Raw genomic sequence first — 23,931 nt, 5'->3', positions numbered from 1 at the left:
TTAAAATCACACTTCTTTTGTCGCTGTTTCGCGAATTTCCTGCCGGCGTGCATAAATGTTTTTAGCAATCGTCTTAACCACTGCATAAACAGGGATGGCGAGAATGATTCCCCATAACCCGGCTATATTCCCAGCTGCCAAAATAAGCGTAATGACAGTCAATGGATGGACATCAAGCGCATTGCCCATAACGTTCGGCGTAATCAGATTGCTTTCAATCTGCTGGGCAATAAGCATGATAATCGCTACATAGACCGCCATGATTGGGTCTTGGACTACGGCAATAATCAGTGCCGGAATGACTGCGATATACGGCCCGAGGAACGGGATGACATTGGTCACCATGCCGATCAACGCAAGCAGCAAAGCATAATCGAGGCCGATGATCCAATAGCCGATCAAGAGCATCAATCCGACCAGAAAGCTGACAAACAGCTGGCCCTGGATGTAGGACTGCAGCGTGTGGTCCACATCACTCAGGGTTTTGCGGATCCACGTTTTGCGCTCCCCTTTAAAGAAACCGGCCACAAACGGCGCGAATTTCTCGTGGTCCAGCAAAAGATAGATTAAGAAAAACGGTACAAGTACGAGCGAAACGACTCCTGAAATGAAACTACCCAGGAACGTCAGTAGCCATGAGCCGATATTGCTGGCCCAATCGCCCAATTGCCCTGACATCTGATTGATCTGTTCTTCAATTGAAGCCGGCAGCCGTTCTCGCTGGTCAAATACGTACTGGCTGTATTGTTCAACATCTTCAATGATGCCAGGTGCATTGTTGACCAATGAATTGACCTGTTTCGTTACAATCGGTCCGATCATTGCATAAAATAGGTAAAAGACCAAAATAATCAGTACCAGAATAATAACAATGATTGACCATTTCGGGAATTGCTTCTTTTGCAAAAACCGGAGAAGCGGCCGGCTGAGATAGAAAAGTACGCCGCCAAGCAGCAAGGGCACAAAAATAGTTTGCGCAATGATGAACAACGGATCAAAGATGGCTTGGACTTCTATGAATAGACGGATGATGACCAAAGCCAGTATAATGCCGACACCCGTTTGGAACCAAAGTTTGTTTGTCAAATAGCCCACTTCCTTTCTTTCCTCTGTATACCCAGTTTACCACGAAAATGAGCCTTGAATTTTCAGCAGCCAGGAAGTTTTTCCCCATGGACCTGTCCATACAAAAAACACCAGCAAAAATGCTGCTGATGCCTTCATCTTTATCGGTTGAAAAAATTGGCGGTGAAATAAGGCTGATTGTCCGAATTGAAGGCTGCCCCAATTCCCAGATAGCCAAAATCCGGTTTTACAATATTTTCGCGGTGTCCCATCGAATTCATCAAACCTTCATGGGCAAAAATGCTGCTGTACTGGCCATAAGCCAGGTTTTCACCGGCTACAAAAAAAGTAATGCCATCGTCTTTCATGCGGTCAAAAGGCGATTTCCCTGCCAGGTTGGTATGGCTGAAATACCGGTTTTCCGCCATGTCCTCACTGTGTTTGCGGGCTGTAGCGCGGGCCGCTTCGTCCCACTTCAACAGCGGAAGCTCCCGTTGGATGCGCGCAGAGTTTGTCAGTTCAAACAACAGAAATTCAAAGCCTTCTTTCAGTTCAGCATCGGGGGCTGCATAAATTTTCTTCCGCTGTTTTTCCAAGTCTTCCGTCACAACTTGAAGGGCTGTCACTGTGTCTTGTTCATGAATGTCATAAAATACCGTCACGTATATCGAATCGATTTTAAATACATCGTATTCTTCCCGGGTGTCCAAAATATACTGCACATTGCCTTTTTGCAGGCTCTTCAGCGGAATGCCGAGCGCTGCCCGGACTTCCGCTTTGTTGGAATCCATCGAAAGCCCTTTTGTCGAGGAAATCAAGTCCTGGTTGGTGAACATGCCATTGACCTTGCCGTTCTGGTCATACGACAACAACACATAGTTCTGATAGTTTTGATGGTAGCTATGCCAATCGGCCCCATATTCGTTCCGCATTAACCGGAGAGGCAAGCCGACTTTCGCCTGGGCTTCTTCTTTCGCCATGCCGAGCGTGACATTATGGACAGCAAACAGCGATTCGGTCTCGGCCAAATCCGGCTTCTCGACAGCATCCGGCATTTCTGCAGAACTTTCGCTGACGAAAGACTGCAGCTGCCCGCTTATTTCGCCGGTAAGCTGCTTGGCTTGCTCCAATGCTTCCGATACTGTCGGACCGTTTGCGACTTGTTCAACCGTCGCATCAAACTTGTCCAAAAAGCCCAGATCCACGTATTCACTTGCCTTCTCTTCCCACAGTGGCCGTGCGAAATAAATCAGCACAAGCAGCAGGATGATCCAAAACACTTTTCGCACGTGCCTCACCTCTTCCCTCCAGTTTAATTGGAAACCAGAATTCTATAAAGTATAAGCTTCTCTATCGGAAAGAAAAAATCCTTCTGCTCATTTGGCAGAAGGATTCCTGTAGTTTATTCGATTCCTTCAATGGCCATTGTTTTTACCGGCAGGAACAAATCGCCTGTTTGCAGGTAGGTGACTTGCACCCGGTCGGTTTCTTTCAAATAGATCGCCAGTGGAACATTCTCAGAAGAGACGATAAAGTTCGTTCCATCTTCCAGCAGGAAAGACACGACCGTAAAGTCTCCTGTTTTTTCCTTGAAGACCCGTTCTACCACGCCGGAAGCCGAAGCTTCTTCTGCGCCCGAACTGCCATCCACTGTGCTGCCTCCGCGCTGAAGCGCCGTTTTATACAACTGAAGGGCTTCGTTCGGCGTGCCGGCAAAAACGGAAATTTCCGGATTGGCAGCCGACACGATAAAGTAATTCTGCAAAAAGCCATTCGAATCGAGTACCGGCGTCAGCCAGCTGGCTTCTTCGTAGAAATTGTAAAGCACCGGCATTTCGCCCGACCATTGTTTTTCGATGAATTGCTTCTCAATGATCTGCAAATTCCCTTGGGAGTCCATATAGGAATCTTCCATATTTCCGGTGAAGTATGTGGATTCCCCCGTGCGGGCATTCGTCAAGGAATAGCCGAGCATCGAATCGACGCCTTCTTTCGGGCTGGTAAAGTCGGTGAAATAATACATGTGCCCTTCTGCATCGAAAACGGGGCTGACATTCGCTTCCGTTCCTTCATCCGATGGCAGTTTTACATCTCTCTTGCCGAATTTGCTGTTCCAGAACCCGTGGATATAATTCCCGTAGTAGCTGTTTTCCAGGCTGACCGACTCCGGAGAAACCGCGCCGTCGATAAACGCCGGAACTTCCTTAAGCGAATAGGTTTCCGTTTTGCCGGTAGCCGGATCGACAGCTACGATGCCTTGAACGGCAAAACCGTTGCGGGCAGAAATAAAATTGCCGTATGAACGGATATAAAACGGCTTTCCGTCGTCGTCAATTTCCAGCTGCGAATCGCCGTAAAAAATCGCTTCCGGATTTTCAAGGCGCATATGGCGCTCGATGTTTTTATTGAAATAAGAGGACGGCGTATACACCATCTCCGCTTTCACAAACTTCGGATTCGCCGAGGCGTCGGTCACACTCATCGTGAAGTAGCCAGGCGTCGAATCCCCGTTCCACCATTTGAAAAATCCGGAAAATTCCACAGGAGCGATGTAGACATATTCCCCACCGACTTTTTGGACCTGCAAGCTTCCGAGTTCGTAATAGCTCGTGTCCGGCACTTGGCCGAACGCTTTTTTCATTTTATTGCGCGCAAACTTCGGCGGCACACTGGCCGGCGTCTGCGTTTCATCAAAAGCTTCGATTTCTTCTTTCTCTTCCATCTGTACAGCTTCGTATTTTTCCGTTGCGTTAAACAGCGGCGCCGACAAAATATAGACGGCAAGCGCCAAAGCCCCGATTGCCAGCACCGACTTCACCTTCTGCTCCGTTCCACTTGAGAACAAGGCTCCGAGCACCGCCGCAATAAGCACGATTGGCCAAAGCGACATTAGGCTTCGGTCTGCATTCGTGAAATAATAATAGCCAGTGATCAATAGTAGTCCCACAATAAAAACAAAAACCAGTCCGGGAACCACAACCGACCCGGACGAATTCCCGGATCTTCTCCCATTCCCTGCCAGCGGCACAATGATTAAAGCAGCAACAAGAGATGCAATAGCTGCAAACAACAAGATACTTCCCACAATAAATTCCCCTTTAAATTCCGATTGGATTTCCACTAGTTAACTATACGGATGGGCCTCTTATAAGTTTCACTAAAGAAACTTTTCCAGCCGCAGCAGCCAGGACAAAAAGCGGCTTCCTGAAAGGAAACCGCTTAAATGAAGTTCGTTTTATTGAAATGGAAGGTTGCTGGTTCAACTAAGGATTTTTTGCGCCTGTTCCATAATGGCTCCAATAATATCTGCTGCTCCCTGCTCTTCCGTCAGCATGCGGGTTGACTGGCCTGCCCATAGCGACATAAACGCGGGATCATTATTTTTGGCAGCCGCGGCCCGTAAGTCTTTCGTGATTGTGTTTTGAGAAGGAAAAGGAAGCGGTTCAATTTCCCCTTTTTCAAATTCTTCGATAAAGCGGTTTTTAATGCCCCGTGCTGGCCGGCCGGAAAATACTTTTGTGATGACTGTGCTTTCTTCATCGCTGTCAAAGATTGCTTGTTTATGGGCACGGTGCGTACCCGCTTCGCGCGCTGTCAGGAAACGGGTGCCCAGTTGTACGGCCTGCGCACCCAATGCCAGTGAAGAAACCAGCCCGCGGCCATCTGCAATGCCGCCGGCTGCAATAACCGGAATAGCCACGGCATCTGCAATTTGAGGAACTAGCGACATGGTTCCAATCAATGCGCCTTGCGGATGGCGCTCGAGGGAAAACGTGCTGCGGTGCCCGCCGGCTTCGCTTCCCTGTGCAACGACCGCATCCGCTCCAGCCTGTTCTGCCTGCTGCGCCTCTTTTACCGTAGTAATCATCACAACCGTTTTTACGCCCTGCGCTTTAGCGATGTCCATCTGCTGTTTCGACAGGCAGCCGAATGCCGTGCTGATGATGGGAACTCCTTTTTCGATGCAAATTTCAAATTGCGCTGCGCTCCAATCCGATGACGCATAAGAAGACTGCAGCTTTTCAATCTTTAATTCGGAATGGAAAGGGGTTAAAGCTTTTTGCACTTCTTCCAAACGGCTGAAATCGTCTTTTTCGTGAGAAGCAAAAATGTTTACTGCAAATGGCTTCTCTGTACGCAATTGAATTTCCGTAATTGCATCCTTCATGGCTTCCGGTGCCAGATAAGCGGCCCCTAATGTGCCAAGCCCCCCTGCTTCACTAACTGCGCTCACCAGTTCTGGCGTGGTCGAGTCTCCCGCCATGCCCGCTTGAATAATTGGATACGCCATGCCGAAAAGCCGGCAAAGCTCCGTTTCCAGTGAAATCATCTGCATTCCTCCCCAATCCTATATTCTTTCTTCTAGTATTGCACAACAGCCATTTTCAGCAAGAGGGAACTTTCTTATTTCCGATGCGTTCTAACTGTTAAGCAAAACAAAAAGGCGGGGTTTATTTTATGAAGGGATTCCTTTCGCTTTTAGGCATCACTTTAATCGTAGGAGCATTCGGTTTAATTCTTTTGTCTTATTCTGGCGATCCATTAGAAGATTTGAAAAGCCAGGAAAGATTGTATGCATATATGGAAACACGGCAAAACCACCCAGTAGAAGAAACAGCAGCGTTCAATACGACAGCTGTTCCAGCCAGTAAGGCAACAGCCAGCCAGGAAAATCAATTTTATAATCTGGATGCCAGTTGCGAACAGACTTCTCCATCCACAGAAAAAGCCGGCTCAAACTAGAGCCGGCTTTTCGTATTTAAAACTGCTTTAAGGATCTATGGCTGGAAAGCGCCATGGCTTTCAAGTCCGCGAGCAGCTTGTCGGGGCTGGACAGGCGCTTCCGCTTTTCTTGTCTAGCTGCAATGGCCAGATTCTCGGGTCATAAGTCAACCCGGCTGTGCGGTTCGAACCTTAACGGCCATTTCCGCTTTTCTTATTGTCCAGTTGCAGCGCCTAGCCCCTCGAGGTCGCTTCGGCTTTGAATCCATGGCTGGGAGGCGCCATGGCTTTCAAATCCTCCAGCGCTTGTTGGGGCTGGACAGGCGCTTCCACTTTTCTTTATTGTCTAGCTGCAACGGCCAGATTCTCGGGTCATAAGTCAACCCGGCTGTGCGGTTGAAAACATACCGCTTCGCCGGTTCGCCTTATGTCTTTCGAATCTAAACGGCCATTTCCGCTTTTCTTATTTAAACCGTCAAGCGGATGTGGTTTCCGGATGGGTCGGTGGTTTCCAGGTAGTTTTCGTGTTCTGTAATTTCTGCGCCCATGGTTTGGAGGTGCTCCGCCAAACGGCTGCGCTTTTCTTCATCTTCCAATACAAGCGTGTAGTAATTCAATCCCGCTTCTTTTTTCGGCAATGCCGGTATGCCGATTCCGTTCCAGACATTCAGGCCGATGTGGTGATGGTATTTCTGATCGGCAAGAAACAGTGCCTGGCCGCCCATGGAAGTGACGATTTCAAAACCTAGCCCATCGACGTAAAACTTTTGTGCTTCCGGTAAGTTCGAAACATGAAGATGAATATGCCCCATAACTGTCCCTGCAGGCATGCCTTGCCAAACTTCCCCGGCTTGCTGGGCTGTTTGCACAAGGCCTTCCGCATCAATCGGATCAACTGCCATATCGACTTGGCCGCCGTTCCAGTTCCACTCCTCCGGCTCCCGGTCCCGGTAGATTTCAATGCCGTTGCCTTCCGGGTCGCTCAAGTACAACGCTTCACTGACTAAATGGTCAGAAGAACCTAAACGGATTCCGGAATTGTGAAGATGGATAAGTATTTTCGCCAGCTCTTTCCGGTCCGGCAAGAGGATGGCGAAATGGTAAAGCCCTGCGTAACGATCTTTCTTCGGCGTTAAGCCTTCAACAGCTTCCAGCTTCAGCAAAGCTTGGCCGCCTGCCCCTAAAACCGCTGTACTTTCGGTTTCTTCCAGTAATTCAAACCCAATTACTTCTTTATAGAAACGCGTCATTTCTTTTAAATCCAATACCTTTAACCCTACTTCGCCTACATATGTGACCGGTTTTGTATGAAAATTCATTTTGATAGCCTCTTTTCTTTAGTTACTTTATGTAACCAATTATATTAAAGGAAGTTATATATGTCAAGTAACCTTATTCTTTTATTCCACACTGGTTTTGTGCTATTATATAAAAAAGGAGTGATAAGAATGGACACATCCGTCATTTGTCCCCGTTTTGAAAGTGCAATTTCGCTTCTCAGCCAGCGTTGGACCGGGTTGATCATTTATCAGCTTTTATCTGGGCCTCAACGTTTTAGCCATTTAACTGAAGTCATCGGCATCAGCGGCCGTCTCTTGTCAGAACGATTAAAAAATCTGGAAGCACAGGGTCTCGTTACGCGTACCGTCTATCCCGAAACGCCTGTCCGGATTGAATACGAGTTGACCGAAAAAGGGTTTTCATTAAAGCCTGTCATGGATGAAATCCAAAATTGGTCCCAAGTTTGGGTGGAGCCGAGTGAAACGGTCGAAACAAAATAAAACAGCTTATCCCTTTTTCAGGATAAGCTGTTTTATTTTTGTCTTGTGATAAGTTGCCGCTTTCATATCCTCAGTCAAACAGCGCCAATGGCCTGCTTTTTTTCTTTGGCGAATGAATAATTCCCTTCAAAGCGCTCAATCGTCTGATCATGCAGCCAGTAGGTAACTGAAAACAGCTTATCGAGAAAATAGCGGTCATGCGATACCGAAATAATGGTGCCCGGAAAGTTGGCGAGCGCTTCTTCCATCACTTCTTTAGCTTCTAAATCCAAATGGTTGGTCGGTTCGTCCAAAATCAATAAATTATGGTTCATGTGCATCAATTGGGCGAGCCGGAGCCGCATTCGCTCTCCTCCGCTCAGCTGGCGCACCGGCTGAAACACCATATTGCCGAAAAACAGGAATTTTGCCAGCAGCGGACGGGCGTCGTATTCCGAAACAGGCACGACATCCCGGAATTCCTCCAAAACAGTCCGGCTGTTGTCCATCTCCAACGTGTGCTGGGACAAATAACCGATAGACAATCCATTGCCCAGCCTGATTTCTCCAGCATCCGGAACGTCCGTCTTCATGATCAAATTCAAAAGTGTGGTCTTTCCCGTACCATTGGAGCCGACAATGGCCACACGCTCCCGGAAACGGACATGCAAATCCAATTCGTGGAACAAGATCCGTTCTCCGTAGCCTTTCCAAACACCTTCCATCCGGACAACGTCTTTTCCGCTGCGGTCCTCCATCTGGAAATCGAGCGCCATTTGTTTTTTGGAAAGGACAGGACGGTCAAGGAGCTCAATACGCGCCAAAGCTTTCTCAATGCTTTTCGCCTGGCGGTGCATGCCGGCATTCGGCGGATTTGCCCGGTTTGCCCACTCTTTCAGCCGCTTGATGGTTTCTTTCATTTTTTTAATTTTCTTTTGCTGGTCCTGGTACTGTTGGAACTCGATCAGCAGGCGGGCTTCGCGTTCTTTTACATAGGCCGAGTAATTGCCGATATACTGGATCAAGTCGCCTTGGTCCAGTTCCCAAATCTGCGTAACGGTTTCATCCAAAAAATAGCGGTCATGCGAAACTAGCACAATCGTCCCTTTATAATGGCTGATAAACGAACCAAGCCATTCAATAGCTTCTAAGTCCAAGTGGTTGGTCGGCTCATCGAGCAGCAACAAATCCGGCTCCTGCAACAGCAATTTTGCCAAGCCAACTTTTGTGCGTTCCCCTCCACTTAGATGTCCCCATTGTTCATCTTTCAAAGATTGGATCTTCAAGCCGTTCAGAACCTGATTGATCTTCACTTCAATATCGTAGCCGCCCCGCTGAATAAAATCATCCTGCAGCACGCCGTAGCGCTGCAGCAGGCGTTCCATGGCTTCCGGAGCTGCACTTCCCATTTGCTGTTCCATTTCTTCGAGCTGCCGTTGAAGAGCATACAGCTCTGAAAAAACTGTACATAGCAAGTGATGCACTGTTTGTTCACCGTTTTCGTCCGGCGATTGCTGCAACAGGCCGATGGCGCAGCCTTTTTTCCATGTAACGGCGCCTTCAGTCGGCTGCAGATGGCCTGCCAGGACATTCAATAAAGTCGTTTTTCCTTCTCCGTTTCTTCCGACAAGCCCGATGCGCTGGCCTTCAGCAACTTCCCCTTTAATATGATTGAATAATTTCTGGTTGGCAAAATGGCACATAATGTGCTGGAATTGGCTGATAATCATTGTTCTCTTCCTTTCGTTTGAAGAGACGCGTGCAATACAAAAAAGGCATGCGCAGACGCATGCCTTTACGTAAATCCGTTTGTAGGCAGATGTCTCTCACTGGTTTTTCACTTCATGCGATTGTCTAAAAAAGGACAGACTTGTCCCGTGCATGGATTTTGTGAAAGTAACGCCATGAAGAATGTAAAGATATTCCTGACATTCTGTCATGCGCTTACCAGTTTGATTCATTCTACCCACCTCCTTTGTCATTTCTTTTATCTTAATGGAAACAACAAAAAACGTCAATTGAAATTCAGAATATTCTCATCTATAATAAAAATAATACACAAGCTTACATTTAAAGAAATTAGGGAAATGGTTAAACAACGTGAAGTATTCAGGAAAGGTGGGTGGGCATTTTGTCTATATACTCGAACATGGCTTTTGACAACGACACGAAAAAGATTGAAAAGTCCCTGAAGAAGTACGAGGAAAAGAAAAATGCGGCGCTTGTTTTGCTGGCCGAAATTGATATGCTGGAAAAAATGGAAGATGTAAAAGATGCTGAGCTGTGGAGACGCCAGTCAATGAAAGAAAAACTGGTCAGCGTCGAGCGCCAGCGCAAAGAATTAAAAGATATGATTACTTCCTACATTCAAAAACATGGAGACCAGGATCTTCAGCGCTATACTGACCTTCTGGATGAGCTCGAAAAAGATAAATTCCATCACTAAAACAAAAGGAGCAGCCCTAAAACAGGGGCTAGCTCCTTTGTTGTTTTTTCACCTTCGTGCCTTTTTTTAAGGCTGTTTTTAATATATCTCCTGTCCATCCTCGGTGCTTCAAATAGAAGTAAAGGAACACCGTAGAAGCAATAATCAGGATTAAAGAAGCCAGATAACCATAAGTCCATTCCAATTCCGGCATATTTTTAAAGTTCATCCCCCATAAGGCGCCAAAAGCCATGACAGGAGTAAAAAGCGTCGTCAAGACAGTCAAGGTCTTCATGATTTCGTTTCCGCGGTAATTGGCCACTACATTTTCCATGTCCACCATATTGTTGATTTCGTCTTTATACGAACGCACCAGCATAATGCACCGGTCGATGCGCGTTGAAGTGCGGATATATTCTTTTCCGTTTTCTGCATCTTCCCCGAAGGTTTCAAAAATCGCCATCTTAATCTCCAGAAACCCCATCACCAGATTTTGCCACAGCAAAATTTCGTGGCGCACCACTTCAATTCTGTCTAAAGTATTTTTGTCGTTTCTTTCTCTTATTTCCCACAGTAAATCGCGAAGCTGTTCTTCAAATACATCAATCTGGTGAAGAATGGAACTGATCATATCGCCCAACAGGACCATCATCAGCTCAATGGTGGATTCTTTCTCTTTCATTTGCTTGAGGATTGACTGTTTATCCAGGTCTTCATCGATATCGAAGTTCAATTCATTCGTCACCAAGATGTCTCTCGACAAATAAAAGTGAAAGACATTCAAATCATTTTTCTTTTTAGGGTTTTGCCGGTAAATAAGCGAACCCCAAATCGCTTCGTTTCCTTGTTCGGAAGTATCCGCATGCAAAATGTTTACACTGACGTCGCGCGACTCCCTAATCCAGGAATGCATTTTTTGGTTGTCAGGCAAAAACTTGAGAAACTCCTGATCGCGAACATCTCCTTCTTCTTGCCAAATAGCATCTTTAAATGAATAGCGCGGCATTTAGATCCCCCTTTTTCAAAACAACTTTATCTTTTCATTCAAAAAACAAGCCGCAAGCGGCTTGCCTCATTTGTCTGTAGATGGATGGTCCCTGTATTTTTCGTTTGAATTTTCTTCGTACTCCAAATCCCGGTCGGGCATTGGATCAAATTCCTTTGTATCTGGCATATCTCGGCGCGGTTCAACTTCCGGAATCAGCTCTTCACCTTCGTGGTCTTGCTTATCCTTCTTCATAACCGTTCCTCCTTGAAAAAAGTCTTATCAATATATACCCTTTTCCTTAAATAACTAAGCTCTTAATTTCGGATCAGTGACTCAATCAATCCGATATCATCCGGATAAGCCATGTCCAGCTCCGAAAGTTCCTCAATCGGTTTCCAAGCCACTTCCGCTATCCATTCGTCGCCTTCATGAAGCGCAATCTCACCGCCGGTCACTTCCACTTCAAAATAATGGACGTCAAAGGACACTGCTGCATTTTCATACTCGCCACTCCGAACTTTCAATTCATTCAGCGTTTTTATCGTGAGGCCCGTTTCTTCAAAAAATTCCCGTTCGATGCACTCCTGCAAGCTTTCGCCTTGTTCGACGCCGCCTGCCGGGACAGCCCACTTTTTCTCTTCTTCCGGAGGCCCCTGCAGTACCAGCAGCACTTCGTTTTTTTCATTAATGCAAACTCCGGCTGCACCTTTCCAATCGGACATGTCCATTTATATCTCCTCCATTGCCTGCTTTTCAATATTCGCTGCCATCTGCTCTTTTCCTTGAATATACTTTTCAATATCCCAAGGATGCGCTTCTGCCAGTTTCTTTTTTAACGTACCATATCTTTCTGCTTCTTTGGGGTGTTTCTTCAAATAATCACGGAAAGCCAAATGGCGCTTGATTTCTGGATTTCCGCTTCCGTAAATATGTACGTGGTGGCTGCGTTCATCTCCGCCTTTTTGGAAGTATCGCCTTCCCGGCAAGCCGTTTTCCCCTTTCGGTTCATATCCGAGAGCCAGCATCTCGCCATTAAACCGGTCCACGGTTTCAATTTTTCGCACCACCGGCAGCAAATCGATAATCGGTTTGGCTGCCATTCCTTCCACCGAAGTACTGCCGAAATGGTGAATGGCTAAGCACTCTTCACCGAACACTTTCTTCAGTTCCGTTGCCGCCTCTTCAAAAAGCCTGGGCCATTCCGGATTGTATTCAGTCACGACCACTTTCCTCATATTCAACGCCTCCTTGCTTTTCCCGTTAAAAAGCGGCTTGCAAAAGCAAGCCGCCATCCGTTCTTCAAGATTCCCTTTACTTATTGTGCCGTCTCTTTTACGCCGTTGTCCAGTGTTAATCCGTGCGTCGCTTCCGGCAGCCCCAGATCGGCAGAGAAACCGTTCGCTCTGTAGAAAGCGTCAGCCATAGACGAATCGGTCCGGACTACAATTTCCTTGAAATGGCCGCGTCCAAAGTCAATGATTTCTTTCAAAAGCTTTGTTCCGATGCCTTGCCTTCTGGCATTCGGAGAAATGTAAAAGCGGCGAAGCCTTCCAACGCCTTCTTTGTTTGAATAAGGATCCCGGTTCAACCCGCCGATGGCAACCAGATGCCCTTGTTGGTCCCAAACGCCATATAGCACTTCTCCCGGTTGGTTGAATGTGTTCGTGCCGTCTTCGTATTGAGTCACCAGCCGTCTGAGAAAGCGGTAACCTTCCGCTTCACTTTCTTCTACTAATTTTGAAACATCTACCGTTTTTAGATCTTCAATCACTTTTACGTTTATCGCCATACCGCTCCTCCTCCTTAGGGGTTTCCTGTTTTCTTCATCTATTTGTTGAACTGCATAATCCCTTGCTTCTTCAGTGTATCGAAGTTTCAAAAGGAATGCCAATAAATATCGGAATTTTCAAATATTTTAGTATAACAAAAACCGTACCGAAGTACAGTTCTTGTTTTCTTCCTAAACGGCAGAAGATTCAATATGCGCTTTTTTGGCTTCCATTTTTCTTACAATATAAATGCTTGCTTCATACAATATGGCCATAGGGATCAGGACGATTAACTGGCTAATGAAATCCGGCGGTGTTATCAGCGCCGAAATAATCGCAATTGCCAAATAGGACCACTTCCGGACATTTTGCATGGAAGAAGAAGTCAATAAGCCGATTGAAGACAAAAACATGGCTACAATCGGCAGTTCAAACAGCAAGCCGAGCGGTATCGTGGTCATAATTAGAAAATGGACATATTCACTCGCTGAAATCATGACCGCAAAGTTCGCTTCCCCAAGGCCAATGAGAAATTGAAAACTCAGCGGGTTGACGATAAAGTAGCCAAATGAGATGCCGAGAATGAACAACAGCAGCATGGCCGGTGAATACAAGCCGATGAACTTGGCTTCTTTCTCAAGCAATCCCGGCTTTACAAATTGCCATAAAAAATAGCAAAGAAACGGCAAAGATAAACCCAGTGCCAGTGTGACTGAGATCGACGTATAGAACTTGATTACTTCCAGCGGCCCCAGTATGACCAGATCATGCCCTTTGACAACATACGGAAACCAAAAGTTCAAAGTCGAAAAAACCACCAGCAAGAAAAAAATAAAGACAAAAGCGCTTTTGATCAATTGCTTTCTCAGTTCGCCTAAGTGGTCCACTAAACTTTCAGATGTTTCCGGCGGCTCTTCCATTTTAGGCGGTTCCGGCACGGATGGCTCCGGCGGCTCCTCCGGCATGATTTCCGCAGGCTGTTCTGGCTGGACCGCTTTTTTGTGAAGCGGACTAATTAGTTTGCGTTCTCCATACGGATCCATTTAACCACCTTCATATTTTGTCGGATTTTTTCTCTTGCTTTTCAAGCTTTTCATCTTCGTCGTCATCCATTAAGCCTTTTGTTGAACGTTTGAATTCTGAAAAAGTCTTGCCGACGGCCCCGCCAATTTCCGGCAATTTTTTCGGTCCGAATAAGATAAGGACAATAACCAGAATAATGATTAATCCCGGTACCCCGATTGATGCTAAACCTCCCATAGCTGTTCTCCTCCTTCCTTAGACAAGCGATCCGCCGTTTTTGCTGTAGTTGATAATGCCTTCAGCACAACGATAAGCAAGTGCCCCTACGGTTCCGGTCGGGTTGTAGCCGCCGTTGTGTGCAAAGTTCCCTGCTCCAACAACAAACAGATTTTCAGCATCCCAGTGCTGCAAGTAATTATTGACCACACTAATAGCAGGGTCTGAGCCCATGACCGTCCCGCCTGTGTTATGCGTGGTTTGGTAAGGGACAATGTCGTAATCGGAAATCGGGCTTCCACCAACCACCGTTTTTGCCCCCATCTCTTGCATGATTCCCGCTGCTTTTTCAGTCAAATAGGCATGCAATGCCCGGTCCTGATCGGTGAAATTATATGTTAGCTGCAGCAACGGCACTCCGTATATATCCTTATACGTGCCATCGAGCGCCATGTAATTTTCACGGTGCGGCATCGAAGCCCCCTGCCCGCCAACATTCAATGTTCTTGGGTAGTTTTCAATAGAAGCCTTTTTAAAATCCGCTCCCCATGAAGGTGTATCCGGCGGCACGGGGTTGGTCTGGATCGGCCGGTTCCCGGTTTGTGTGATGGACAGGCTGGCACCATGAATAAAGTCCAGGTCAGCATGATCAAAATTATCCCCGTTGAAATCGTCTACCGTCATTCCCAGTGCACCAGCGCCCATAAAGACATTCATTTTTTCATCAAAGAAGCCGGATGCACCAGGCAAAATTTGATAAGCATAATTGCGCCCCAATGTCCCTCTTCCTGTCTCTGGGTCATACTGCTCGCCGATTTTTGATACCATCAGCAGTTTGGCATTATTCATCATGTAACTGGTCAGCACAACGACTTCTGCCGGCTGGATGAATTCTTCAAACGAGACCGTGTCAAAATAGCGAACCCCCGTAACTTTGTCTCCTTGCTTCATGACTTCCACTACATTGGCATTAAATTTAATTTCGTAATTGCCGGTATTTTTAGCTGTCGGGACTACCGTGATTTCCGGAGAACTTTTTGCTCCGTATTCACAGCCGAAGCGTTCACAGAACCCGCAGTATTGGCAGGCATTAATCTTGGCGCCGTCCGGATTTTCATACGCTTCCGATAAATTGGCGGAAGGCATCATAAACGGCGAGTAGCCCAGATTTTTGGAAGCTGTCTCGAATTTTTGCAGGATTGGTGTTTTTTTCATCGGCGGTGTTGCATATTCAGCCGACCGTTTCCCCCAGAATGGATTAGTATCTTCACCGGAAATGCCCGCTGTTTTTTCAAAACGGTCAAAATACGGCTCCAATTCATCGTAAGTGATTCCCCAATCTTGAATCGTGTACTCAGCAGGCAGTTTGTTGGCTCCGTATTTTTGGTCGGTCATGGTCTTTATTTCAAAGTCGTAAGGCAGGAATCGCCAGTTCTGGCCGTTCCAGTGAGTGCCGGAGCCGCCCAGCCCTTCCCCCAGAAGAAATGAACCCATTTGGCGCATCGGCAGAGCCCGCTGTTTGCGGTTGTTTCGGAACGATACCGTCTCCCGCGATAAATCCTGCATCAATTCGTAGCGTATGGCATAGCGGTATTCATCATGCACGATGGCGAAATCTGAAGTGCCCCGCTCACGGCCGCGTTCCAGCCCGACCACTTTCAGCCCTTCTTTTGCACATTCCGCTGCAATGATGCCGCCTGTCCAGCCTACGCCTACCGTGACTACATCCACTTTATCCAAAGTTGTGACCATTAAGACTCCCCCTCTTTCTATTAATGACCCGCGCCAAGAGATTTCGGATCAATTTCCTGGAATTCTTCGTTGTCGATTTGGCTGATATAAGCCGCCTGATGCCCAGGGAACCCTTTCATCTTCCAGCCATCCATGTTTTGGTTCCCTCCGTAAATCGGATCTGCGTAAGCCCCTTCTAGAGTAGCCGAGCGCAGCAAGCGGAAAAAGAATAAAGAAGAAACCCCTTGCATCTGGATTTGGTCTTCCTGGAAGGCCGTCAGGATTTCGTCCATCTGTCCGCCTTCAAGATCAGCAAAGTTGGCTTTAAAGCGTTTTTGCGCTTCCTGCTGCATGATTTGAAGCCCTTGCCGGAACATCTCATTTCTTTTCAAGCGGCTTTGATATCCTTGTGTGGTTTCCCCTTCAAAGAAAGGCCCTTGCATGTATTCTTTGGAGTTTTCTCCGTATGCGCCGGCCAGCTGCTGGTCAATAAAATAAGGCACTCCTAAACCGATGGCACCAGGCCCCAAATCATCTTCCGGGAAAATTCGTTCTGTAGCCTGCGATAAAATTTGGAATTCCGCATCGTTTTTGAAAAACATCAGGCCTCTGACGCCGCCAGCTGATCCAGTTTCCCCATGTGTTGCCGGCGCTGTGCCAGGAGAAGCAGTCTCGTTGCCGGTATTGGAGGCAATTAATCCTCCGATAATCCCACCGCCGACCAATGCGCCGGCAGCTACCCCCGAAGTCTTCAAAAAGTCTCGCCTAGAAAAATTCTTTTCTTTTTTTGACATTCCGCCTGCCTCCTTATATGATTAAAAAAGAATAGTGAGAATATTTGAATATTATACCCTACCATTTTGATTTTTACACGCGATAACCTAAATAATATTATTCTATGAGAGGATGAGAGCGATGGACTTAAAAGTATCTTTAAAAGATGTACCGAAATATTTAAACTGGAAAGACCCTGCTTTGGACCTTCGCTACAACGTGGATACCGATACACGCGATGTCGCATTAACCCGCGTTTTTGACCCGCAGCTTGAGGAAGATTTGGAACGCTATCAAATTTTGGACCTGCAGGGCGTCAAACAGAAGTATTCACTGGAAATCGAAAAGGCAGAACAGCAGGTATATTTTTACAGAATAGCAAATCTCATGTTTTTATTTCTGCTTATCCTGGCTCCTGCAGTCGCGCTTTATTTTTTCCAAAGCGATTGGATTGCCTTGGTCTTTGCACTCCTTTTTATCTTTTTGATGATTTTTCTGGTGGAATGCTTTAATCAGGCCTACCTCAATAAATTCCAGAAAAAGCTGAAAGATGAAATCGGCTTGGAACAGGCCGTCCATAACAAAACCATTCCTTTCGAAAATGACGAAGTGAAAGTCCACGGATCTTCCGCTACGGTATTGACGAATCTGTATCCTGAAATTACGGATCCGAATTACAAAAAAGGAAAAGAAAACATTATCCGTTTCGGGCTAAAAGACAATTCCATCCATCCTTTAATTACAGTAAAAACCCTTAAATAACAAAAAAGAGGCAATCCTAAATGGATTGCCTCTTAGCTTGTAGACAAAAGAATTTTACACATGAGAAATGAATAAACATACAACCGGGCATCTCGGATCCTCCGTTTCAGCCGGACGCGTTCCGCGGGCTCGCGCCGAACTAACTCGGAACTTGCGTCCCGAGTGGATTTCGGCACTTCGTCGCTACGCTGCCCCGCTGGAGTCGCCGGCTTTCACTCCGGATCCTGAACATGAAGGCTATGAAGAGGTGTCACTTTTCTTCTTGAGCTGTCTGTTTCAGCTTCAATCGGTTGACCATTCACTTGCGAATCCAAGAGAGACACCCCAACCGGTCCGGCTACGGAGACTCCTGTGGGACAGCGAAAGCTGAAGACCCCGCAGGAACGGTAGTGACGAGGAGGCTGAAGCTGAGCCCACGGAAAGCGAAGTGGGTGGTCCGGTTGGTTTCATACATTTCTATTCATTTCATTTATACTTTGTCTACAGGCTGAGAGGCAATCCTAAATGGATTGCCTCTTTGTTTTTTCCCATAAAAAAAAGGCCAAGGGAATGGACACCTCGGCTTTGTAGCATGTTTTTATTAGTCTAAAATTTTGATGTTGATTGTTTTGCGTCCCCAGTCAAGAGCTGCACCCTGTGACGGGATGAATACGTCAATTTTGTTCCCTTTGATTGCGCCGCCTGTATCGCCAGCGATTGCAGTGCCGTAGCCTTCAACCCATACTTTTGAACCTAATGGAATAACTGTCGGGTCTACTGCAATGACTTTCTGGTTCGGGTTAGAACGCAAATCTTGGCCAGTTGCTGTTACGCCTGAACATCCTGCACAAAATGCTGTGTAAGCTGTAGCTGATACGGTCATTTCTTTGCCTGATTGAGCAGATGCTGCTGCTTTAGCTGGTGCTGCTGCTTGTGCAGGAGCTTTTGCTGAAGCTTGTGCCGGTGCTTTAGCTGGTGCTTGTGCCGGTGCTTCTTCTTTTGGTGCTTTAGGAACTGAAATTGGTGATCCGCCTTTAACAACTAATTTGTCTCCAGGGAAAATCCAGTGGCCTGTGATGCCATTCCAGCTCATCAACGTATCTAATGATAAGTTATGTGCTTGTGCGATTTTAAATAATGTGTCTCCGCTTGCTACTGTATATGTAGCCTTGTCCTCTGAAACTGCTGCAGCTTGTTCTGAGCCGATTTCAAGTTGTTGTTGCGGGAAAATTAAGTTCGATGATAAGTCGTTCTGTCCTTTTACTTGTTCGACAGATACGTTGTTTGCCTGCGAAATGCTCCATAGTGTATCACCTGGTTGTACTGTATATGATTCGGCGCTAGCTTGGCTTGCTACTCCTACACTAAGTGCTGCGATTGCAGTTAGTGTAACGATATGCTTTTTCATGAATGAAATTCCTCCTTTTCACTAACAATGAGCATCATACCACCTACACATTTCATTCCGATGTCAAAACGACAGATATAAAATAACAATTGTATTACGTAAAACCGAAACATATTACACTTTGTAATTAAACTGAATTCTTTTTTTGAGTTAAACAGGTTTAATGAGGGAGAAATAGGGAACATTTTTTTGTTAAGTAGATTTATAGAAAAGAGGGAAGAAATGAAAAAAGTTACCATTGTTTTTTGGATTTCGTTATTTCTTTGTATAGGTATGGTGGGCTGGGGACTATTCTCTCCTGCCGGATTCAATGAATCCACCGGAAACTTGACCGCTGCTATATCAGATACTTTCGGCTGGTACTACTTATTAACAGTTTCCATTATCTTAGCTTTCTGCCTTTATATGATTTTTTCCAAGTATGCCAACATCAAATTAGGAAAACCGGACGAAGAGCCTGAATTCTCTTTGCCTTCCTGGTTTGCCATGCTGTTTAGCGCAGGCATGGGGATGGGGTTGGTTTTTTGGACAACAGCAGAACCGATTTCCCACGCATTCACAAGTGCGCCGCGTTCCGAACTCGGTTCACCGGAAGCCGTTTCCGAAGCTTTGCAGTTTTCCTTTTTCCATTGGGGCCTTCACGCATGGGCCGTTTACGGCATTGTGGCATTGGTCCTGGCCTACTTCAAATTCCATAACGGCGCACCTGGATTAATCAGTGCTACGCTCGTTCCGTTATTCGGACAAAAAGCGATGTCCGGAATTGCCGGGAAATTGATTGACATCCTCGCAGTTTTTGCCACCGTTGTCGGGGTTGCTTCCACGTTAGGATTTGGGACAGCCCAGTTAAACGAAGGCTTGTCTTTTCTTTTCGGCACACCGAATACATTCACGTTCCAGCTGCTTATCCTGGCCATTTCCACAATTTTGTTTGTCGGTTCAGCTTGGTCTGGCATCGGCAGAGGGATTAAATACTTAAGCAATATCAATATGGTGCTGGCAGTGATTCTGCTCCTCATGATGCTTTTTGCCGGGCCGACGCTCTACATACTGAACTCATTTACCGATGCACTTGGAGGCTACTTCTCCAATTTCTTCAACATGAGTTTCAATTTGGCCCCTCAAAATACGGAACAAAGATCCTGGGTGAATGCCTGGACGATTTTCTACTGGGCATGGTGGATTTCATGGGCGCCGTTTGTCGGGATTTTCATCGCCCGGATTTCACGCGGGCGGACAGTTAAGGAGTTTATGATCGGCGTGTTGTTCGCACCTTCCTTGGTTTGTTTTATCTTTTTCGCTGTATTCGGGGTTTCGGCTTTGAACCTGGAACAAAACGGCATTGCCAAAATTTCTGCATACAGCATTGAAACTGCCACATTCGGTATGCTGCAGCATTATCCGATGGGTACCTTGATGGCTTTCATCACTTTGTTCGTCATTGCCATCTTCTTTATAACTTCCGCTGATTCAGCGACATTTGTATTGGGCATGCAGACCACAGGCGGCTTATTGAATCCGCCGAACCTGGTGAAAATCACTTGGGGCTTTATCCAGGCAGCAGTCGCAGCCATCGTTCTATATACCGGCGGCACACAAGGCCTTCAAAATGCCTTAATCATCGCAGCACTGCCGTTCTCACTTGTCATTTTGCTGATGGGTGTATCGTTTTTCAAAGCCATCCAGAAAGATCCGCTTGTCAGGAATCAAAAAAGAACATGACAAAAGGACCGGCTGCTGGCCGGTCCTTTTATCTGTTCTTATTTAAATACGCTAGTGCTGTGCAGCGGCTGGATCTTCGATTTCGGATCCAGATACGCTTTTGCGTTGTTGATCGCAGTCGGTGCTTCGCCGAAGCCAACGGCAATCAGTTTTACTTTTCCTTCATATGTGGCAATATCGCCCGCCGCATAAATCCCCGGAATGTTTGTTTCCATTTTCGAGTTGACCACTACTGAATTTTTCTCCATCTCCAAGCCCCACTCCTTGATTGGGCCCAGGGAAGTGATGTTTCCGTAGTTGACAATGACATGGTCAACTTCAAGGCGCTCTTCGTTGCCTTCTTTGTCGATCAGCACCAGCTCTTGAAGCTCACCATTTTCACCAACTAATTCTTTCACGCCGTAAGGCTTTTTCACTTCTACTTTAGACTGCATAAGCGTATCGATATTCGCTTCGTGCGCCGTCATTTTTTCGCGGCGGTGGCTCAAAGTCACATGGGAAGCGACGTTTTCAAGCATCATTGCCCAGTCAACCGCTGAATCTCCCCCGCCCAGCACTACCACTTTCTTGTCGTGGAACATCGTTAAATCCTTAACTCCGTAATGCAGCGTTTTGCCTTCGAACGGTTCTGCTCCTTCTACACCGATTTTACGCGGCTGGAAAGCGCCGACTCCCGCTGTCAGCAAGATAGATTTTGTGTAATGGACATCTTTATCCGTCCGGATTTCGAAATGGTCGCCATCGCGTTCAATGTCTTTAACGGACTCTTCCAGACAAATGGCCGGATCGCCGTAATTGGCTTGGACTACCAAGTTGTCCACTAAATCTTTGGCCAGGACTTTTTGGAAGCCGCCCACATCGTAAATAAATTTATCCGGATACAGCTCTGTCAACTGGCCGCCAAGCTGCGGCAAGCTGTCGATAATTTTCACTTTCATTTTGCGCATTCCGCCGTAAAAAGAAGCAAACAGACCGGTCGGACCGCCGCCGATAATGGTTATATCAAAAATTTCACGCTCTTCCATATATAACACTCCTAATCTAATCAATACCTATATCCTATCATATTTCCCCCTGATTCACGCAATCAGACTTATGATTGAACTTGCATAAAATTAAAGTTAGACTTTTCTGCTTTTTCACTGCAATTTCTGCGTTCTTTCAGTACACTAATAGGGAATGATTAAAGAAAGGATGGATGGAATGGACTTAGGTATAAAAGACAAAGTCGTCGTTGTCATGGCTTCCAGTAAAGGCTTAGGCAAAGCGACCGCAAAGGAGTTTGCAAAAGAAGGGGCAATTGTCATCATTTCAAGCCGCAGCGAAGAGGCGCTTCAAGCCGCACAGGAAGAAATTAAGCAGCATTCCGGAAACAGCAATGTCCATCACCGGGTGTGCGATATGCAAAATGAAGAGGACATTGCCTCTTTGTTCCGATTTGCGGAAGAGAAGTTTGGGCGTGTTGACATCCTGATCAACAATACCGGCGGCCCGAAAGCCGGCGGGTTTGATGAAGTTGGCGACAGCGACTGGTATAGCGCTTTTGAACGGAACTTGCTGAGTTACGTGCGGACCTCCCGCGCCGTTCTTCCTTACATGAAGAAGCAGCAGTTCGGGCGCATCATCAATATCTCTTCCTCTTCTACGAAAGAAGTGATCGATGGCTTGATTTTGTCGAATGCATTCCGCGCCGGCATGGTCGGCTTTTCCAAAACTTTGGCGCGTGAAGTGGCGAAAGACAATATTCTCGTAAACACAATCGGCCCGGGCCGCATTTCAACTGACCGCATTGAAGAGCTGGATCAAATCACCGCAGACAATCAAAATGTGTTGATTGAAGAAATTGTCGCGCGCAGGAAAGCCCAAATCCCAATTGGCCGTTACGGCAAACCTGAAGAATTTGCAAAAATCGTCGTATTTCTCGCTTCTTCCGCCAATTCCTATATGACCGGACAATCGCTGGTTATTGACGGCGGATTGTTAAAAGCGCTGTAATATGCCAAATGATTATACAGCTACATAAAAAATCGATATACTGATGAGTGTACAACTTGAAAAGGAGATGTTATTAATGGCGAAAAAAGGACACATCCACATGGAAAACGGCGAAATCATCGAATTCGAACTTTTCCCGAATGAAGCACCAAACACTGTAAAAAACTTTGAGGATCTTGCAAACTCCGGTTTCTACAACGATGTAACATTCCATCGTGTAATTCCAGGTTTCGTATCTCAAGGCGGCGACCCGACTGGCACTGGTGCTGGCGGCAGCGGCAAAACAATCAAATGCGAAACTGACGGCAACCCGCATAAACACCAGGCTGGCAGTCTTTCAATGGCTCATGCCGGAAAAGACACTGGCTCTAGCCAGTTCTTTATCGTTCACGCACCACAACCGCATCTTGACGGCGTCCACACTGTTTTCGGGCAAGTAACTTCAGGCCTTGAAACAGCTAAAGCGATGAAAAACGGGGACAAAATGACAAAAGTGCACGTTTTTGACGAAGAATAAGATTTCAAAAACCGGTTCGGGCATCTGCCTGAACTGGTTTTTTGCTGTTTTTGAAAACACGTCCAGTAGTTTGAGAAAGACGATCCTCTTCTTAACGGCTTCAACAGAAAACCGGTCTTGCTTTGACAGCAAGACCGGTTTTCTGTTTCAATTCTTAATGTACTTCTCGACAATTTCCTTGTAGGTGCCATCATCCTTCAATTCCTGCAGCCCTTGGTTGATTTGCTCCAGCAATTCGCCATGCTCGCCTTTTGGAACAGCAACACCGTATTGTTCGCCTGTCAACCGCTCTTCAATCACTTTAAGATCAAGGTTCCGTGAAGTGATGGCATAAGCGATGACCGGATAATCCTCCACCATAGCCTGGGAGTATCCGTTTGCAACATCCAGGAACATAGAAGGGCTATCATCAAAATATGCAATCCGGTAGCCGTATTTCTCCTGGTTTTCACCGATAAACTTTGATCCGGTTGTACCGCTCTTAACCGCAATAACTTTTCCGTCCAAGTCATCCAAAGAAGCAATTTCCGCATTGTCTTTTTTGGTTACCAGCGCTAACCCTGCATCAAAATACGGATCAGAAAAATCCAACACTTTTTGCCGCTCTTCCGTAATGCTCATCCCTGCAATTGCCAGGTCCAATTCTCCTTCTTCCAATGCCGGAATGATTCCGACAAAGTCCATTGGCCGAAATTGAATTTCAAACCCTTGATTTTCGGCGATTGCTTTGATCAGCTCTACGTCAATGCCTTGGTATTCCCCACCAACCTGAAATTCAAAAGGCGGATAAGTCGTATCAATCCCTACTGTGTACACTCCATCATCTGCGCCGTTCTCTACATTTGCTTCTCCTTCGCTGCCACCCTCTCCTTCTCCAGATTCACTGCCTTGCTGCACGCACGCTGCTACGATAAGAACCAGTGTTAAAAGAAGCAGTAAGAAACTGTACTTTTTCACCTTTCCCACCTCTTATCGTAATTAAATAAATCCTTATTCAAATTTAACACATTTTTCTGATAATTAATATAAATTTGAGAAAAATATTAAATATTCATTCGTTTGCTGAGGATTATCC

General features: G+C 46.3%; 25 protein-coding genes. 7 read left to right on the top strand and 18 right to left on the bottom strand.

The features are described from left to right. Nucleotides 1–6: 6 nt before the first annotated feature. The 4 genes from BLQ32_RS04315 to BLQ32_RS04300 form a co-directional block, all read right to left on the bottom strand. Complete coding sequence (locus tag BLQ32_RS04315) at nucleotides 7–1,086, bottom strand: AI-2E family transporter (protein ID WP_074509358.1); 1,080 nt, start codon at nucleotides 1,084–1,086, stop codon at nucleotides 7–9. Between the two features lie 140 nt (nucleotides 1,087–1,226). After that, nucleotides 1,227–2,354 carry a CAP domain-containing protein gene (locus BLQ32_RS04310; RefSeq protein ID WP_036802216.1) on the bottom strand — a complete coding sequence of 376 codons (1,128 nt, stop codon included), beginning with the start codon at nucleotides 2,352–2,354 and terminating at the stop codon, nucleotides 1,227–1,229. Between the two features lie 113 nt (nucleotides 2,355–2,467). Next, complete coding sequence (locus BLQ32_RS04305; RefSeq protein WP_074509357.1) at nucleotides 2,468–4,150, bottom strand: LptF/LptG permease family protein; 1,683 nt, start codon at nucleotides 4,148–4,150, stop codon at nucleotides 2,468–2,470. Nucleotides 4,151–4,324: 174 nt separating this feature from the next. After that, nucleotides 4,325–5,395: an NAD(P)H-dependent flavin oxidoreductase gene (locus BLQ32_RS04300; protein ID WP_074509254.1), complete on the bottom strand. Its 1,071-nt coding sequence runs from the start codon at nucleotides 5,393–5,395 to the stop codon at nucleotides 4,325–4,327. A gap of 128 nt (nucleotides 5,396–5,523) precedes the next feature. On the opposite strand from BLQ32_RS04300, the gene BLQ32_RS04295 reads away from it, so the two are divergent. Beyond that, nucleotides 5,524–5,808, top strand: a complete 285-nt coding sequence (locus BLQ32_RS04295) for a hypothetical protein (protein WP_053166068.1) — start codon at nucleotides 5,524–5,526, stop codon at nucleotides 5,806–5,808. 446 nt (nucleotides 5,809–6,254) lie between these two features. On the opposite strand, the gene BLQ32_RS04290 is transcribed toward BLQ32_RS04295, so the two are convergent. Next, complete coding sequence (locus BLQ32_RS04290) at nucleotides 6,255–7,106, bottom strand: VOC family protein (RefSeq protein ID WP_074509253.1); 852 nt, start codon at nucleotides 7,104–7,106, stop codon at nucleotides 6,255–6,257. Between the two features lie 129 nt (nucleotides 7,107–7,235). Between BLQ32_RS04290 and BLQ32_RS04285 the strand changes: the two genes are divergently transcribed. Next, nucleotides 7,236–7,568, top strand: coding sequence for a winged helix-turn-helix transcriptional regulator (locus BLQ32_RS04285; RefSeq protein ID WP_036809555.1), 333 nt, complete (start codon nucleotides 7,236–7,238; stop codon nucleotides 7,566–7,568). A gap of 74 nt (nucleotides 7,569–7,642) precedes the next feature. On the opposite strand, the gene abc-f is transcribed toward BLQ32_RS04285, so the two are convergent. Beyond that, entirely contained in the window at nucleotides 7,643–9,277 is a 1,635-nt protein-coding gene (abc-f, locus tag BLQ32_RS04280) for a ribosomal protection-like ABC-F family protein (RefSeq protein ID WP_074509252.1), read from the bottom strand. 401 nt (nucleotides 9,278–9,678) lie between these two features. On the opposite strand from abc-f, the gene BLQ32_RS04275 reads away from it, so the two are divergent. Further along, entirely contained in the window at nucleotides 9,679–9,993 is a 315-nt protein-coding gene (locus tag BLQ32_RS04275) for a hypothetical protein (RefSeq protein ID WP_036809562.1), read from the top strand. Between the two features lie 28 nt (nucleotides 9,994–10,021). On the opposite strand, the gene BLQ32_RS04270 is transcribed toward BLQ32_RS04275, so the two are convergent. The 9 genes from BLQ32_RS04270 to BLQ32_RS04235 all read right to left on the bottom strand — a co-directional run bounded on the left by BLQ32_RS04270 (nucleotide 10,022) and on the right by BLQ32_RS04235 (nucleotide 16,493). Next, nucleotides 10,022–10,978 carry a magnesium transporter CorA family protein gene (locus tag BLQ32_RS04270; protein ID WP_074509251.1) on the bottom strand — a complete coding sequence of 319 codons (957 nt, stop codon included), beginning with the start codon at nucleotides 10,976–10,978 and terminating at the stop codon, nucleotides 10,022–10,024. 66 nt (nucleotides 10,979–11,044) lie between these two features. Beyond that, nucleotides 11,045–11,212: a hypothetical protein gene (locus tag BLQ32_RS19805; protein ID WP_175557068.1), complete on the bottom strand. Its 168-nt coding sequence runs from the start codon at nucleotides 11,210–11,212 to the stop codon at nucleotides 11,045–11,047. A gap of 62 nt (nucleotides 11,213–11,274) precedes the next feature. Continuing rightward, entirely contained in the window at nucleotides 11,275–11,688 is a 414-nt protein-coding gene (locus BLQ32_RS04265; protein ID WP_244890313.1) for an NUDIX hydrolase, read from the bottom strand. Next, complete coding sequence (locus BLQ32_RS04260; RefSeq protein WP_074509250.1) at nucleotides 11,689–12,195, bottom strand: GrpB family protein; 507 nt, start codon at nucleotides 12,193–12,195, stop codon at nucleotides 11,689–11,691. It abuts the gene before it with no gap. Nucleotides 12,196–12,275: 80 nt separating this feature from the next. After that, complete coding sequence (locus BLQ32_RS04255) at nucleotides 12,276–12,749, bottom strand: GNAT family N-acetyltransferase (RefSeq protein WP_036809573.1); 474 nt, start codon at nucleotides 12,747–12,749, stop codon at nucleotides 12,276–12,278. 171 nt (nucleotides 12,750–12,920) lie between these two features. Then, on the bottom strand, nucleotides 12,921–13,772 hold the full coding sequence (gene tatC, locus BLQ32_RS04250) for a twin-arginine translocase subunit TatC (RefSeq protein WP_074509249.1): 852 nt from the start codon (nucleotides 13,770–13,772) through the stop codon (nucleotides 12,921–12,923). Between the two features lie 10 nt (nucleotides 13,773–13,782). After that, on the bottom strand, nucleotides 13,783–13,989 hold the full coding sequence (tatA, locus tag BLQ32_RS04245) for a twin-arginine translocase TatA/TatE family subunit (protein ID WP_036809578.1): 207 nt from the start codon (nucleotides 13,987–13,989) through the stop codon (nucleotides 13,783–13,785). Between the two features lie 18 nt (nucleotides 13,990–14,007). Then, nucleotides 14,008–15,720, bottom strand: coding sequence for a GMC family oxidoreductase (locus BLQ32_RS04240; RefSeq protein ID WP_074509248.1), 1,713 nt, complete (start codon nucleotides 15,718–15,720; stop codon nucleotides 14,008–14,010). A 20-nt stretch (nucleotides 15,721–15,740) separates the two neighbouring features. Beyond that, nucleotides 15,741–16,493 carry a gluconate 2-dehydrogenase subunit 3 family protein gene (locus BLQ32_RS04235; RefSeq protein WP_074509247.1) on the bottom strand — a complete coding sequence of 251 codons (753 nt, stop codon included), beginning with the start codon at nucleotides 16,491–16,493 and terminating at the stop codon, nucleotides 15,741–15,743. A 121-nt stretch (nucleotides 16,494–16,614) separates the two neighbouring features. On the opposite strand from BLQ32_RS04235, the gene BLQ32_RS04230 reads away from it, so the two are divergent. Continuing rightward, nucleotides 16,615–17,235, top strand: a complete 621-nt coding sequence (locus BLQ32_RS04230; RefSeq protein WP_074509246.1) for a hypothetical protein — start codon at nucleotides 16,615–16,617, stop codon at nucleotides 17,233–17,235. A 580-nt stretch (nucleotides 17,236–17,815) separates the two neighbouring features. On the opposite strand, the gene BLQ32_RS04225 is transcribed toward BLQ32_RS04230, so the two are convergent. Further along, nucleotides 17,816–18,622, bottom strand: coding sequence for a LysM peptidoglycan-binding domain-containing protein (locus BLQ32_RS04225; protein WP_074509245.1), 807 nt, complete (start codon nucleotides 18,620–18,622; stop codon nucleotides 17,816–17,818). A gap of 222 nt (nucleotides 18,623–18,844) precedes the next feature. Here BLQ32_RS04225 and BLQ32_RS04220 point away from each other — a divergent pair, with 222 nt between their 5' ends. Then, a complete protein-coding gene (locus BLQ32_RS04220; RefSeq protein WP_074509244.1) occupies nucleotides 18,845–20,344 on the top strand; it encodes a BCCT family transporter in 1,500 nt (499 codons plus the stop codon). Nucleotides 20,345–20,382: 38 nt separating this feature from the next. Here BLQ32_RS04220 and BLQ32_RS04215 read toward each other — a convergent pair whose 3' ends face one another. Continuing rightward, on the bottom strand, nucleotides 20,383–21,369 hold the full coding sequence (locus BLQ32_RS04215; protein WP_036809598.1) for an NAD(P)/FAD-dependent oxidoreductase: 987 nt from the start codon (nucleotides 21,367–21,369) through the stop codon (nucleotides 20,383–20,385). Nucleotides 21,370–21,547: 178 nt separating this feature from the next. Between BLQ32_RS04215 and BLQ32_RS04210 the strand changes: the two genes are divergently transcribed. Continuing rightward, nucleotides 21,548–22,339: an SDR family oxidoreductase gene (locus BLQ32_RS04210; RefSeq protein ID WP_074509243.1), complete on the top strand. Its 792-nt coding sequence runs from the start codon at nucleotides 21,548–21,550 to the stop codon at nucleotides 22,337–22,339. A 76-nt stretch (nucleotides 22,340–22,415) separates the two neighbouring features. Beyond that, nucleotides 22,416–22,856, top strand: a complete 441-nt coding sequence (locus BLQ32_RS04205; protein ID WP_036809604.1) for a peptidylprolyl isomerase — start codon at nucleotides 22,416–22,418, stop codon at nucleotides 22,854–22,856. Nucleotides 22,857–23,003: 147 nt separating this feature from the next. Here the strand turns inward: BLQ32_RS04205 and BLQ32_RS04200 are convergent, their stop codons facing one another. Next, complete coding sequence (locus BLQ32_RS04200) at nucleotides 23,004–23,813, bottom strand: transporter substrate-binding domain-containing protein (RefSeq protein ID WP_074509242.1); 810 nt, start codon at nucleotides 23,811–23,813, stop codon at nucleotides 23,004–23,006. Nucleotides 23,814–23,931: the final 118 nt, after the last annotated feature.

Origin of the sequence: Planococcus glaciei (assembly GCF_900099655.1) — a bacterium.
In the GTDB taxonomy this organism is placed as follows: domain Bacteria; phylum Bacillota; class Bacilli; order Bacillales_A; family Planococcaceae; genus Planococcus; species Planococcus glaciei.
The sequence above is the reverse complement of the archived record's forward strand: the minus strand, read 5'-3'. Positions and strand labels throughout refer to the sequence as shown.